Raw genomic sequence first — 15,468 nt, forward strand, 5'->3', positions numbered from 1 at the left:
TGGCACATTAACATATTATTCTTATCTACTCCAATCTATACTTGAATTTCTTGATACTGATCGTAATAAGTACCGTCGCCATTAATAATAAGATACCAATCTCCTTATATACCAATACAACAGGTACTCCTTCAATCATCAACTTTCGCACAGCCTGAATATACCAACGTGCCGGAAGTATATCCGAAATCCACTGAAGTATCAACGGCATACTCTCAATAGGGAAAATCATCCCCGATAAAAGCATCGTGGGCATCATCAACATCAAACCGGAAACCAGCATGGCCGCAACCTGTGTACGCGTGACTGATGAAATCAATAAGCCCAACGCCAAGGATACGAAGATAAACAACAAAGAGACGGTTATCAACCAGAATAAACTTCCTACTACCGGAACATCCAGCACAAAGACCGAAAGTAAAAGAATTGTTATCAGATTGACAAACGACAACACAAAATAAGGCACAGCCTTTGCCAAAATAATAAATAGTGGCTTCACAGGCGAAACCAGTAATACCTCCATGGTCCCCGTCTCTTTTTCACGAACAATGGAAATCGAGGTCATCATAGCGCAAATCAGCATCAGGATCAACCCCATTACCCCCGGAACAAAGTTATAAGCACTCTTCATTTGCGGGTTATACAACAGTTTTATATCCGACGTTAAACGGGCAGCCGACATATTGGGCGGCATCATTTCCTGACCTACCATAGAAACAATTCCCGTCGCATAATTAACCTGCGAAGTCGACATATTCGGATCTGTTGCATCTACTACCAGCTGCACATGAGCATCACCCGTATAGAGATCATCAACAAAACGTTCGCTAAAAACAATCGCCATATCAACCTTATTCTTCAGAAAAGCAGCTTCCATTTCCTGGGGCGAATGAAAACGCGCGGTAACAGTGAAATATTCACTGGCGTCCAAACGATCAATTATTTTTCGTGTCACCACATCATTAGAAGGATCGAGTACCGCCAACCGGACATTTTTCACCTCTGTACTGATGGCAAAACCGAATAGTATAATTTGTACAACCGGCATCCCCAACAAAATCAGCATGGTTCGCCGGTCACGGAAAATATGATAAAATTCCTTCTTTACAAAAGCTATAAACTGTCTCATAATCAATCTGCTTTGCGCACCGCACCGCGGGCTAATTGCTGAAAAACATCATCCATCGTTTCTGCACCGAATTGTTGCTTCAGACGGGCAGGTGTATCAAGAGCTTTAATCTGACCGTCCACCATGATAGATATCCGGTTACAATATTCCGCTTCATCCATATAATGGGTAGTGACAAATATGGTGATTCCCTGGTCGGCTGCCTGATAAATCAATTCCCAGAACTGCCTTCTCGTAGCGGGATCTACTCCACCCGTCGGCTCATCCAGAAAAACAATTCTCGGCTCGTGGAAGATTGAAACTGAAAAAGCTAATTTCTGCTTCCACCCCACCGGAAGGCTCTTCACCAAAGTATCCCGCTCGTCAGCAAGCCCCAGGCGATCCAACAATTCTTCTGTCTTCCGCTCTATTTCTTGCTCTTTCATCCCATAAATCCCGGCAAACAGACGGATATTCTCCCACACTTTCAGGTCTTCATATAGCGAAAACTTTTGGCTCATATAGCCGATATGCTTCTTTACTTGTTCAGCTTCCCGGAAAATATCATATCCTGCCACCTTTCCTATGCCTGATGTCGGTTTGCTCAATCCGCAAAGCATGCGCATGGCCGTAGTCTTTCCGGCTCCATTAGCACCCAGAAAGCCAAATATCTCTCCCCGGTTCACCTGAAAGGAGATATGATCTACCGCTGTAAAATTGCCAAAACACTTTGTCAGCTGCTCCACTTCAATGACCGGAGCGGTTTCATGTCTCACCTCCTCCCGTTCCAAAGAAGGAGGACAAAGGATGGATGCAAATTGCTGAAGAATACGCTCGGGGGTATCAATTCCATGAATCTTTCCATGATTGATAAAAGCAATCCGGTCACATTGCCGGGCTTCATCCATGATGGGAGTAGAAACAACAATGGTAATACCTTGTTCCCGCAAGTTACGAAGCATTTGCCAAAATTCCTTGCGCGACACAGGATCCACTCCGGTAGTGGGTTCATCCAGAAATAAAATATCAGGCTTATGGATCAAAGCACAACTCAATGCCAGTTTCTGCTTCATTCCACCCGACAAAGCTCCTGCCCTTCTTTTCCTGAACGGTTCTATCTGCTGATAGATATCTTTAATTAAATCATAGTTCTCCTGAACAGTCGTATGGAATACGGTAGCGAAAAACTCCAGATTCTCCTCTACTGAAAGATCCTGGTAAAGTGAAAAACGACCGGGCATATATCCCACCTTCGTACGAATCTGTTTATAGTCTGTTGCCACATCCAGTCCGCCGATCGTGGCCGTTCCCTTATCTGCCAGCAGCAAAGTAGTCAGAATACGGAATAAGGTACTCTTACCGGCACCGTCAGGACCTATCAGCCCAAAGATCTCTCCCCGTTCTACCACAAAAGAAACATCTTTCAGCGCTTCCACCGTTCCATAGCTCTTGCCGACTTCTTTCACAACCACTATGGGTACATCCTTCTCCATTTCCCTGACTTTAATTTTTAATCTTCATTCTTTAATTTTACTCCGCCATACATACCAATCTTCAACGCTCCGTCATTCTTCACCGCAATCTTCACTGCATATACCAGATTAGCACGTTCATTCTTCGTCAGAATTGTTTTTGGAGTGAATTCCGAACGATCGGAAATCCAGGTCACTTCCCCCGGATAAGCTTTCTGCTCCGAGTTGCCATAGTCAGCATACACAGTCACTTGATCTCCCAGTTTCACTTGCGACAACTGTTCGGAAGTGATGTAAGCCCTTAAATACATACGATCCACTTCGCCCACCTTAAATAAAGGCTTGCCTATCGCCGCCAATTCACCGGCTTCCGCATATTTAGCCAATACTGTACCTGCGATAGGTGACTGAACATGACATTTAGCTAACTGATCCTCCACTTGCGCTACCTGTATAGCAACCGAATTGCCTTGTTCTGTAAGGCTATTCGTACTATTACGCAACGATGATTCCTGTGCAACGAGCTGTCGTTCGAGTAATTTGACTTGCGCGTCCCAATCATCCAGTTGTTTTTGATTGGCCGCACCTGCAGCAAGCAAGTTTTCCACCCGTTTCCTCTCACGCTCTGCCGTGACAATTTGCTGTTTGGTAGCGGCAATCTGTTTGGCAAGATCAGGACGCTGGTTTTCTACTGATTTCATACTGGCTTCCAATTGCAGTTTCTTTAAATACAATTGTACCGTATCTACCAACCCGATCTCCTCACCCGCTTCCAGCTTTGTACCCTCTTCTACTTCCAGTCGTAGCAATTTTCCGGCAGCCTCGGCGGACACTATTACTTCCGTAGCTTCAAATGTACCGGTTGCGTCATAATCAGGTGTTCCATTTCCACAGGCAGATAACATCATCAGCGTTATCCCCCACATTCCTATTTTTGTTATTCTTTTCATATCCGGAGAAGTTATATTAATCATTTATTGTATATTTCAATTGATAAATTCCCATTAACCGTTGAATCTCATGCATGGCTTTCGACTGACGCGCCAAGCTCTCATTAGTCAGTTCACGTAACATTTCAGTCACGGTCAATGTTCCATTTGCCACCTTTGCTTCGGCAGCTTTACGGATATTTGTACGCAACCGGATTATTTCATCATCATCCCGCATTTGCTTCTCCAAAGAATGGATAGCCTGATCCTGCTGCGTCATTTCCAGTCTTGTATTGAAAAGGAATATATCCCGGTTATTATCCAGTTGCTGTCTTTTCTTCTCGATCACCCGACGGTCATTTTTCAAAGTATACAGACTACCGAAATTCCATGAAAGCCGGACACCTGCCATATAATAAGGAGAAAATTCATTCTTCAGCATATCCAATCCGGGATTTCCGTATGCCCCCTGCACAAACAGTCCGAACTGCGGAAGATGACGCACATTCAAAGCCTTCTCCTGCACTTGCAGTCCGGCTCCCTGTGCATCAAACAAAGCCAACTCCGGCCGACGAATCTCACTGACAGCCGAAACCGTACTTTGAGGTACAGGTTTCTCCAGCACCGTCTCCGGAGACAGTGCTTCTCCTACCAACAGCGAAAGCATTTTCAAATAAGCTGCCCGTGATGATACTAAATCAATTCTTTTCTGTTTTGTATTCAACTGCTCCACTTTCACTGCATCCAAATCAGCTTGATTGGCTATTCCATTTTCCACATAAGCAGTAATCTGACGATAATTTCTCTCTAACTCATCTTGTAACAATGTATTCTGTTTGATTTGCTCGTCCAGCAGGAGAATTCCAAAATAAAGATCATTCACGCGGTCATTCAGCGCATACATATCTACATTCAGTTTTTCTTTCTCCACTTCAGCCTCTGCAATCGTCTGCTTCTTCTGCATACGGATTCCTCCCCCGTCCCATATCTTCTGTTGCAACTCCAACATGACCTGATATTGGTCTTTGGGCAATCCTTTTAAATCTACTCCGGGAAGTTTTACCGGAATTTCTGTCACATCACTCTGATAAGAAGCCTTTGCCGAAAGAGCAAATTGAGGTAAATATCCCTTGGCTGCATTTTCCAGATTATATTCCTTTGTCTTCTCCACTAAACCATACTGATGTACCAACGGATAATTATCCTGCGTCTTCCGCTGACATTCTTCCAATGTTATCTGCGCATACGCTCCTGCTACATACAGTAAAAAGGAGAAACTGAAAATCATTCTTTTCATATCCATTATTTCTTTGGTTTCTTCGAAAGACAAAGATAAGGATTTCAAAGATACTGGTCATTTCCAAGAGTTGGTAAATGTGTTCCATTAGTTCGATAAAACAGAAAAAAGCAAATAAGTATGCCGCATTTTATTACCTTTGCCGGAAAAGAGAAAAGAAAATGGGACAAAAAGAACCGATAGAGTTAGCACTTAAATTATTAGACAATCTTAAAATTGTCCGGCATAACGAGCATCGTTATATATCTTCTGATTTCGGATTCGTCAATAGCTTTGTAAAGATGGAAACGACTCTTTTCTCACTCGGTCAACCGTATCGTATTAAAGAAGGACGTATCGCATTCGTCAAGCAAGGCTCTGCCCGAATTCTCATTAATCTGATCGAATATACCATCCAACCGGGATACATCGCAGTGATCGCTCCTAACTCCATTATTCAAATCACAGAAGTGTCTCCTGATTTTGATATGCAAATGATAGCAGCCGACCACAATTTCCTTCCTATATCCGGAAAAGACGATTTTTTCTCTTACCTTCTCCATCATCAGAAAAACATCATATTGTTACTATCTCCACAAGAACAGCAACAAGTGGAACATTATTTCACCTTGACATGGGGAGTATTGCAGGAACCGCCATTCCGCAAAGAAGCTATACAACATCTTTTGGCCAGCCTCCTCTATTATTTAGAATATATCGCTCAAAACAGCATTGAGCAGAATCCTGCACAGTTGACAAGACAGGAAGAGATTTTCCAACGCTTCATCTCTCTTGTCAACACACACAGCAAGAAAGAGCGTAACGTGAACTTCTATGCGGATAAGCTATGTCTCACTCCGCGTTATCTGAATACAGTTATCCGGCAGGCCAGTCAACAAACAGTAATGGACTGGATAAACCAGTCCATTATACTAGAAGCAAAAGTATTGCTAAAACATAGCAATCTGCTCGTTTATCAAGTTTCTGATGAATTAAATTTCCCTAATCCTTCTTTTTTCTCGAAGTTCTTCAAACGAATGACAGGAATGACACCCCACGAATATCAGCAAACGAAATAATCTTTATTTCGAGAACTCTTTAATCCGTTGTTCCTCTTCCAGTTTACAAATCAGTAATGTATTATCTTTCTCTGCGATGATATATCCATCCAGTCCTTGAACGACAACTCGTTTTTCTTCGCTGGCATGCACAATACAATTCTTACTGTCATACAAACGTATATCGGTTCCTACCGTAGCATTTCCCGATTTATCCTGTGGCAAAAGACCGCGAAGTGCTCCCCATGTGCCTAAATCCGACCAGCCGAAAGAAGCCGGCAAGACGTAAATCGCTTCTGCTTTTTCCATCACCGCATAGTCGATAGAAATACTTTCGCAAGTCGGGAACAACTTTTTGATTGTTTCATTTTCTTTTTCCGTATAGAAATCCGGGAAAATACGGTCAAAAATCTGTGCGATACCCGGAGCATATACACGCATCACGGAAGTGATAGTACGCACGTTCCACACAAAGATTCCCGCATTCCAGAAGAAATTACCTTCCGCCAAATACTTTTCAGCTGTCTCTTTATCGGGTTTTTCCTTGAATGCGTCTACTGTATAAATTTCTTTATCTGTTTGAAGCTGGTTGGCAGCAGCAATATATCCGTAGCCTGTCTCCGGACGAGTCGGTCGAATACCTATTGTGACAATAGCACTGCTATCATCCGTAAAACGAAGTGCTTTCTCCATCACTCTACGGAACTCGCCCGTATTGATGACTAATGCATCCGAAGGAGTTACTACAATGTTAGCACGGGGATGCTTCTTTTTGATTTTCCAGCAAGCAAACGCGATACAAGGCGCAGTATTTCGTGCACAGGGTTCCGCTAAAATATTACTTTCCGGAATTTCCGGCAACTGCTCCCGAACAATATCAATGTATTTTTCAGAAGTTACCACCCACATATTTTCCCTGGGGCAAACACCATCAAAACGGTCTGCCGTCAATTGAATCAGTGACCGGCCACATCCCATTACATCAATAAATTGTTTAGGACATTCCGGAGTGCTCATCGGCCAGAAACGGCTCCCTATGCCACCAGCCATTATTACAACATGATTATCCATACCTATCATCCTCCTGTAAAAAAATATTATTTAAATAAGCGCGCAAGTTACATTAAAATGTCCAAAACAGCAAATAAAGACCAAGAGTATTTAATTTTCCAACTGAATAATCGAATAATTGTATTTCTACAATAATAGACAAAGGCCGCTCTCGAATAATAAGAACGACCTTTGTCTTTTCATTTCAATAGAATATAATCATCTTATTTATATTCTGCCCAGCTCTTGATAGCTATATCATCCACACTCATCGTACAGAAGGCATTGATAAACGCACTAGCCAGACGAGCGTTCGTAATCAACGGAATATTTAAATCGATGGCGGCACGACGGATTTTATACCCATTACTTAATTCTCCGGCAGTCAAGTTCTTTGGTATATTGACTACCATATCTATTTCCTTACTATGAAGCATCTCCAACGCCTGCGGATGTCCCTCTTCACTCGGCCAATAAACATGAGTACTCTCAATACCGCTCTCGGCAAGCGCTTTATGTGTACCGCCCGTCGCAAAGAGTTTATATCCCTTATTCACCAACATACGGGCTGCATCCATCATATCCGCTTTTTGCTTCATCGTACCCGTAGAAAGCAAGATATTCTTCTTCGGAATACGATAACCTACAGAAAGCATTGCTTTCAATACGGCACAAGAAGTATCCATACCAATACAACCTACTTCACCGGTGGAAGCCATATCTACTCCCAACACCGGATCGGCTTTCTGCAAACGGTTGAAGGAGAATTGGGAAGCCTTGATTCCCACATAGTCCAGTTCGAAAAGATTCTTTTCCGGTTTTTCGACAGGCAGGCCAAGCATAACTTTGGTTGCCAGTTCAATAAAGTTGATCTTCAGTACCTTGCTGACAAATGGGAAAGAACGACTAGCACGCAAGTTACATTCAATCACCTTGATATCATTATCTTTTGCCAAATACTGAATATTAAACGGACCGGAGATATTCAAAGCCTTGGCAATCTCACGGCTGATACGTTTGATACGACGAACAGTTTCTACATATAGCTTCTGTGGCGGGAACTGAATAGTCGCGTCACCGGAGTGTACTCCTGCAAATTCGATATGCTCACTAATAGCGTATGCCACAATTTCTCCATTCTGCGCCACGGCATCCATTTCTACTTCCTTGGCATGTTCAATAAACTGACTTACTACTACCGGATGTTTTTTCGAGACATTGGCTGCCAGTTTCAGGAAACGCTCCAGTTCTTCCTGATTGGAACAAACATTCATTGCAGCTCCCGAAAGCACGTATGACGGACGAACGAGTACGGGGAAACCTACTTCTTCAACAAACTCCTGAATGTCATCCATAGATGTTAATTCACGCCAACGAGGCTGATCCACACCGATACGGTCGAGCATAGCAGAGAATTTCTCACGGTCTTCAGCGTTGTCAATGCTCTTGGCACTTGTGCCAAGGATATTGATATTCTGTGCATCCAGACGCAAAGCAAGATTATTTGGAATCTGACCGCCGGTAGATACAATTACACCATGCGGATTCTCCAGTTCCAGAATATCCATCACACGTTCAAAAGTCAATTCGTCAAAGTACAAGCGATCGCACATATCGTAGTCCGTAGATACAGTTTCAGGATTATAGTTAATCATCACGCTGCGCCATCCTTCTTTACGAATAGTATTCAAAGCCTGCACACCGCACCAGTCAAATTCTACGGAAGAGCCGATACGATAAGCACCGGACCCCAATACGACAATGGATTTATGGTCGCCCAAGTAATGAACATCATTTGCCACACCGCTATAAGTAAGATACAGATAATTGGTTTGTGCCGGATATTCGGCTGCCAAAGTATCAATCTGCTTCACTACCGGAAGAATACCCGCCTCTTTACGATGTTTGCGGACATAAAGAATACCATCCTCCATATCACCTTCGTAGCCGATGGCACGGGCAACCTGGAAATCAGAGAAACCTTGAACCTTGGCTTTACGAAGCAGTTCGTTTGGCAGATCGGCTATTTGTTTGTGATTATTTCCCCAGCTATGCAGTTCTTCGGAAGTCTGCATGATATTCATCAATTTCTGAAGGAACCATTTATCAATCTTAGTCAGTTCGTGTACCTGATCGATGGTGTAGCCGGCACGAAAAGCCTTCGAGATAACAAAAATACGTTTATCAGTCGGTTCGCGCAAAGCCTTGTCGATGTCGGAAATAACTAGCTCCTTATTTTCTACAAATCCGTGCATTCCCTGTCCGATCATGCGGAGCCCTTTCTGGATAGCTTCTTCAAAAGTACGACCGATAGCCATCACCTCACCGACAGATTTCATAGAAGATCCCAATTCTTTATCTACACCGTGGAACTTACCCAAATCCCAACGTGGAATCTTACATACAACATAGTCCAGTGCCGGTTCGAAAAAAGCAGAAGTAGTCTTTGTTACAGAGTTCTTCAGGTCGAAGAGTCCGTAACCCAGTCCCAATTTGGCCGCAACGAAAGCCAGCGGATAACCCGTTGCCTTAGATGCCAAAGCCGATGAACGGGAAAGACGGGCATTTACTTCAATCACCCGATAATCTTCGGATTCGGGGTCGAAGGCATATTGTACATTACATTCGCCCACAATACCGATGTGGCGGATGATACGTATTGCCAGTTCCCGAAGTTTATGATATTCTTTGTTCGTAAGCGTTTGTGACGGAGCAATAACGATAGATTCACCGGTATGAATACCCAGCGGGTCGAAGTTTTCCATATTACAAACTGTGATACAGTTGTCGAAACGGTCGCGCACCACTTCATATTCCACTTCTTTCCAACCACGAAGAGATTTTTCCACCAATACCTGCGGAGAGAAAGAGAACGCTTTTTCTACAAGAATATCCAGTTGCTCTTCGTTATCACAGAAACCGGAGCCCAAGCCACCCAATGCATACGCAGCACGAACAATTACGGGATACCCCAGTTCTTTTGCTGCGCGACGCGCAGCTTCCGCATTTTCTACGGCTTCACTCTTAATGGTCTTTACATTGATTTCATTCAATTTCTGAACGAAAAGTTCACGATCCTCGGTATCCATAATGGCTTGTACCGGGGTACCAAGTACTTTCACATTATATTTTTCAAGAATACCTTCTTTGTACAATGCCACTCCACAGTTCAAGGCTGTCTGACCACCGAACGCCAGCATAATGCCTTCCGGTTTTTCTTTCTGAATCACTTTCTCTACGAAATACGGAGTCACCGGGAGGAAGTAGATTTGATCCGCCACTCCTTCGGACGTCTGTACCGTAGCAATATTAGGATTGATAAGAATCGTTTCAATGCCTTCTTCTTTCAAAGCTTTGAGTGCCTGCGAACCGGAATAGTCAAACTCACCGGCCTCACCGATCTTCAGGGCACCGGAACCCAACAGCAATACTTTCTTTATATTTTCTTTCATTGATTCTACTTTCTGGTTCACCACAGATTACACAGATAAACACAGATTTTTTATAATCCGTGATGAATATGGGTTATAATAGTTTTACAAATTCGTCGAACAGGAATTCCGTATCCGTAGGTCCACTCGCTGCTTCCGGATGGAATTGTGCAGAAAACCAAGGGTTTCTTTTATGCTTGATTCCTTCGTTAGAGCCATCATTCATATTAATAAATAACGGTTCCCAATCTGCACTCAACGTATTATTGTCTACGGCATAACCGTGATTTTGCGAAGTGATGAAGCAACGTTCCGTACCTACCATACGCACCGGTTGGTTATGGCTACGGTGACCGTATTTCAATTTATAAATCTTGGCTCCTCCGGCTTTCGATAGCAGTTGGTTACCCATGCAGATTCCGAAAATAGGCAGTTTCTCGTTTGCCATTGCCTTGCGGATATTCTGCACCGCAGCATCACAGGTATCCGGATCCCCCGGTCCGTTAGAAATAAACAGTCCGTCAAATTCGAATCCGTTATAATCATAATCCCAAGGTACACGAATCACCTCAACATTACGTTTCAGCAGACAACGAATGATATTAGTCTTCACACCGCAATCTACCAGGACAACTTTTTTTAATGAAGAATGAGGAATGAAGAATGAAGAATTAGCTGCGCTGTGGCTGCTTGTTCCACTAGGGAAATAATGAATAATTTCTTTACAGGAAACCTGGTCTACATAGTTTATATCGCTATAAGACGGAAATTCTTCATTCTTCATTCTTAATTCTTCATTTTCAAATACTATTTTCCCCATCATTACTCCATGTTCACGAAGAACTTTCGTCAACTCGCGTGTGTCAATGCCCGTGATACCAGGAACCTTTTCGCGTTTCAACCAGTCACCGAGGCTCTCCACAGCGTTCCAGTGGCTGTATTCATAAGAATAGTCACTTACGATAATCGCTTCCGCGTGGATCTTCTCACTTTCCATGAAAGTGGCAAGTCCATTCGGCTCGATAGTAAAAGGAGGAACACCGTAGTTACCTACCAAAGGATAGGTAAGCGTCATCAACTGTCCGGCGTATGAAGGGTCAGTAAGGCTCTCCGGGTATCCGGTCATGGCAGTATTAAACACTACTTCGCCCGCCACCGGCTTCTCGTAGCCAAACGACTTACCGGAAAACCGGCTCCCGTCGTCAAGGATTAATGTCACATTTCTCATTCTTATTATTGAATCGTTGTATGGTTGTTAGAATTGATACATTTGTTCTATATAGTCGATGAACGCCCGGTTCACCATTTTCACACCACCCGGTGTAGGGTAGTTACCGCTAAAATACCAGTCGCCTTTATGATGCGGACAAGCCTCGTGCAATCCCTCCAACGGTTGATAGACGATTTCCACTTTCGCCTTGGTTCCCTTGGGTGTCAGCAGTTCCACCATTTTGGCAGAGATTTCCTCATCAGTGAACGGAGCATAAATGTCTTTCACATAGTTTACCATCTGCTCTTTCGGCAGTCCTACCTGCTCTTTCGATTTACGGTAGGCGGCCGCAATCACATCTTTCATATCCCGTTCCTTTAAAAGTTCGACAGCAGCCCTGAAGGCGATAAACTCGCTCATCTTTGCCATATCAATACCGTAATAGTCAGGATAACGCACCTGCGGAGAAGAAGATACGATGACAATCTTCTTCGGACCGAGACGGTCGAGAATACCGATAATACTTTGTTTCAGCGTAGTGCCACGCACAATGCTGTCATCGATAATCACCAGATTATCAACACCGGGTACAAGACTTCCGTATGTAATATCATACACATGGGCAGCCAAATCATTACGACTGTTTCCTTCGGCAATAAACGTACGGAGCTTAATATCCTTGATTGCCACCTTTTCGCTACGAATACGACGGGAAAGAATAACTTCCAACTCCTCCATATTCGGGTTATGCCCCAATGCAGCGATCTGCTGCACTTTCTCCTCATTCAAGTAATCATCCAGTCCCTGCAACATTCCATAGAAAGCAACCTCCGCAGTGTTTGGAATAAAAGAGAAGACCGTATGATCGATGTCATTATTGATTGCTTTCAGTATTTTCGGAACCAACTTTTCGCCCAGCCGTTTCCTTTCTTTATAAATATCGACGTCACTGCCACGGGAGAAATAGATACGTTCGAAGGAACAAGCCTGATTTTCACGCGGCTTATTGATTTGCGAAGTACGTATCTTACCTTCTTTGCTAATCAACAATGCCTGCCCCGGTTGCAGTTCCTTGATTTCCTCAAACGGAACATTCAAAGCTGTCTGGATAACCGGACGTTCGGAAGCAAGAACAGCTATCTCGTCATCCTGATACCAAAATGCAGGCCGGATGCCCCACGGGTCACGGATAGCGAAAGATTCACCGCTTCCGGTCAATCCACAAATAACATATCCCCCATCCCATTCGCGACTGGAAGTACGCAGTACGTTTGCCAAATCAATATGTTCTTCTATATAATGCGTGATGCCCATGCCTGTAAGCCCTTCGGCTTCGGCAAGATTGAATACACGCTCCACTTCACGGTCAAGACGGTGTCCCACCTGTTCCAACATGATATATGTATCGGCATATTTACGCGGATGCTGGCCAATGGCAGTGATACGGGCAAATATTTCGTCCACATTCGTCATATTGAAGTTTCCGCAAAGAGCGAGATTCTTGGCACGCCAGTTATTTCTTCTTAAAAATGGATGCACGTATGAGATTCCGGATTTTCCCGTAGTGGAATAACGAAGATGCCCCATATATACTTCCCCGGCAAAAGGCAGGACTCGTTTGGCATACGCAGCATCATGCAACTGTTCGGAAGTGAGCTCCTTAAAATTGTTTTGAACATTTTCAAAAATCTCCGTAATAGCTCCGGAGCCTAAAGCACGTTCACGAAACATATATTCTTCACCCGGATTTGCTTCCAGTTTCACACATGCCAGTCCCGCACCTTCCTGTCCACGGTTATGTTGTTTCTCCATCAACAGGTAGAGCTTATTAAGACCGTACATCCATGTTCCGTACTTTTTCTCGTAATACTCCAACGGTTTAAGCAAGCGTATCATGGCAACGCCACATTCATGTTTCAATTGTTCCATCTATACTATTTACGATTTGACGATTTACTATTTACGATTTAAATTACCACCTGCCAATCAAACAACTTACTATCTATCATTGATTCTTCAATCGTAAATAGTAAATAGTAAATTGTCTAATTGTAAATCACATTACTCCACCGTTACCGACTTCGCCAGATTTCTCGGCTGGTCTACATCCATCCCCTTACATACCGCAATGTGATAAGCAAGAAGTTGGAGAGGTACTGTAGTAATTAACGGATCGAGACACTCTATTGTTTCAGGAAGTTCGATACTACAATCGGCAATCTTGCTGATAACCGTATCTCCCTTCGTAACGAACGCAATCACTTTTCCCTTCCTTGCCTTGATCTCCTGAATATTACTTAGCACTTTTTCGTACAGTCCATTCTGCGTAGCAATCACCACTACCGGCATTTCCGCGTCAATCAAGGCAATCGGTCCGTGCTTCATCTCGGCAGCCGGATAACCTTCGGCGTGAATATACGATATTTCTTTCAATTTCAATGCACCTTCCAATGCAACAGGATAACTATATCCGCGTCCCAGGTAAATAAAGTTATGCGCATACGTGAACGTTTTCGATAACTCCGCCAGGGTATCATTCAGTTTCAGCACTTCTTTCATCTTCTCCGGAATATGATTTAATTCCTGTACTATTGAAAGATAATGCCGTTCGTCAATTGTTCCTTTCGCTTTGGCAAGCGTCAATGCCAGCATTGCCAACACAGTGACCTGTCCGGTAAACGCTTTGGTGGAAGCGACTCCGATTTCCGGACCTACGTGGATATACGAACCGGTGTGAGTAGCACGGGGAATAGAAGACCCGATAGCATTACAAATACCATATATAAATGCTCCACGGCTTTTTGCCAATTCCACAGCAGCCAAAGTATCCGCAGTCTCACCACTTTGGGAGATTGCTATCACTACATCCTGTCCGTCAATCACCGGATCACGGTAACGGAATTCGGAAGCATACTCCACTTCCACCGGTATGCGGCAGAAACTTTCAATCAGATGCTTACCAATCAGTCCGGCATGCCAGGAAGTTCCGCAGGCAACGATAATAAACCGCTTGGCATTCAGTAGCTTTTCCCGATGATCGATCACAGCGGAAAGTACCACATTGTCTGCTTCCACATTGATACGTCCGCGCATACAATCATGAATACAATCGGGCTGTTCGAAAATCTCTTTCAACATAAAATGCGGATATCCCCCTTTTTCCAGCTGGCCGAGATTAAGCTCCACCTTTTTAATTTCAGGTGTCATTTCAACATTACTCAAGTTGACCACCTTTAATTCTTTTCCCAAATGGAGAACTGCAATTTCTCCGTCTTCCAGATAAACCACCTTATCTGTATATTCTACAATCGGAGTGGCATCCGAAGCAAGGAAGAACTCGTCCGCTCCAATCCCCACTACCAGCGGGCTACTCTTACGGGCAGCAATAATCTCATCGGGATGCTCTTTATCAAGAATCGCAATCGCATAGGCACCAATCACTTCTCCCAACGCCAATTGAACGGCTGTCAGCAAACTGACTTGATTAGTGACTTTCATGTATTCTATTAATTGAACAAGGACTTCGGTATCTGTACTACTTTTAAAAATATAGCCTTTGGCTTGAAGTTTTTCTTTGAGAACGGCGTAGTTTTCAATAATACCGTTATGAATGAGAGCGAGCTTTTCGGAAGAAGAGTAATGAGGGTGGGCGTTAGCGGAACAAGGTTCCCCGTGAGTAGCCCAACGAGTATGGGCAATTCCGATCGTACCGGAAATATCTTTTTGTGTGACGAAATTTTCAAGATCGGAGACTTTTCCTTTCGTCTTATACACATTTAACTGTCGGTCATCACTGATGATTGCTACCCCCGCGCTATCATATCCACGATACTCCAGTCGCTTCAGCCCTTTTATAAGGATAGGGTAGGCTTTTCGTTTACCAATATAGCCTACTATTCCACACATATTATGATATTTTTATTTCGACTGCAAA

At 43.6% G+C, this 15,468-nt stretch carries 10 protein-coding genes; 1 reads left to right on the top strand and 9 read right to left on the bottom strand.

Annotation, left to right across the window (positions count from 1 at the left end; all coding sequences use genetic code 11):
• Positions 1 to 25: 25 nt before the first annotated feature.
• From BSAG_RS06480 to BSAG_RS06465, 4 genes are read right to left on the bottom strand one after another with little or no spacing between them, the layout of a single operon-like run.
• Positions 26 to 1,129, bottom strand: coding sequence for an ABC transporter permease (locus tag BSAG_RS06480; RefSeq protein ID WP_004312690.1), 1,104 nt, complete (start codon positions 1,127 to 1,129; stop codon positions 26 to 28).
• Positions 1,130 to 1,131: 2 nt separating this feature from the next.
• The gene (locus tag BSAG_RS06475; RefSeq protein ID WP_008016393.1) at positions 1,132 to 2,601 is read right to left on the bottom strand and encodes an ATP-binding cassette domain-containing protein; all 1,470 of its coding nucleotides are present in this window, start codon (positions 2,599 to 2,601) and stop codon (positions 1,132 to 1,134) included.
• A gap of 17 nt (positions 2,602 to 2,618) precedes the next feature.
• Positions 2,619 to 3,530 (bottom strand): HlyD family secretion protein, encoded by a 912-nt coding sequence (locus tag BSAG_RS06470; RefSeq protein ID WP_008997672.1) that lies wholly within the window; start codon positions 3,528 to 3,530, stop codon positions 2,619 to 2,621.
• 16 nt (positions 3,531 to 3,546) lie between these two features.
• Positions 3,547 to 4,806, bottom strand: a complete 1,260-nt coding sequence (locus tag BSAG_RS06465; protein ID WP_032810779.1) for a TolC family protein — start codon at positions 4,804 to 4,806, stop codon at positions 3,547 to 3,549.
• A gap of 161 nt (positions 4,807 to 4,967) precedes the next feature.
• On the opposite strand from BSAG_RS06465, the gene BSAG_RS06460 reads away from it, so the two are divergent.
• Positions 4,968 to 5,864, top strand: a complete 897-nt coding sequence (locus tag BSAG_RS06460) for an AraC family transcriptional regulator (protein WP_008640616.1) — start codon at positions 4,968 to 4,970, stop codon at positions 5,862 to 5,864.
• A 3-nt stretch (positions 5,865 to 5,867) separates the two neighbouring features.
• Here the strand turns inward: BSAG_RS06460 and BSAG_RS06455 are convergent, their stop codons facing one another.
• The 5 genes from BSAG_RS06455 to glmS all read right to left on the bottom strand — a co-directional run bounded on the left by BSAG_RS06455 (position 5,868) and on the right by glmS (position 15,440).
• Positions 5,868 to 6,914 (bottom strand): mannose-1-phosphate guanylyltransferase, encoded by a 1,047-nt coding sequence (locus BSAG_RS06455; RefSeq protein ID WP_008770623.1) that lies wholly within the window; start codon positions 6,912 to 6,914, stop codon positions 5,868 to 5,870.
• 203 nt (positions 6,915 to 7,117) lie between these two features.
• Positions 7,118 to 10,345, bottom strand: a complete 3,228-nt coding sequence (gene carB / locus BSAG_RS06450; protein WP_004315739.1) for a carbamoyl-phosphate synthase (glutamine-hydrolyzing) large subunit — start codon at positions 10,343 to 10,345, stop codon at positions 7,118 to 7,120.
• Positions 10,346 to 10,418: 73 nt separating this feature from the next.
• The gene (carA, locus tag BSAG_RS06445; RefSeq protein WP_008997675.1) at positions 10,419 to 11,552 is read right to left on the bottom strand and encodes a glutamine-hydrolyzing carbamoyl-phosphate synthase small subunit; all 1,134 of its coding nucleotides are present in this window, start codon (positions 11,550 to 11,552) and stop codon (positions 10,419 to 10,421) included.
• A 27-nt stretch (positions 11,553 to 11,579) separates the two neighbouring features.
• Entirely contained in the window at positions 11,580 to 13,463 is a 1,884-nt protein-coding gene (locus BSAG_RS06440; protein WP_004315737.1) for a hypothetical protein, read from the bottom strand.
• A 132-nt stretch (positions 13,464 to 13,595) separates the two neighbouring features.
• Complete coding sequence (gene glmS, locus BSAG_RS06435; RefSeq protein WP_004315736.1) at positions 13,596 to 15,440, bottom strand: glutamine--fructose-6-phosphate transaminase (isomerizing); 1,845 nt, start codon at positions 15,438 to 15,440, stop codon at positions 13,596 to 13,598.
• Between the last annotated feature and the right edge of the window lie 28 nt (positions 15,441 to 15,468).

The organism is Bacteroides sp. D1 (assembly GCF_000157095.2).
Lineage (GTDB): Bacteria > Bacteroidota > Bacteroidia > Bacteroidales > Bacteroidaceae > Bacteroides > Bacteroides xylanisolvens.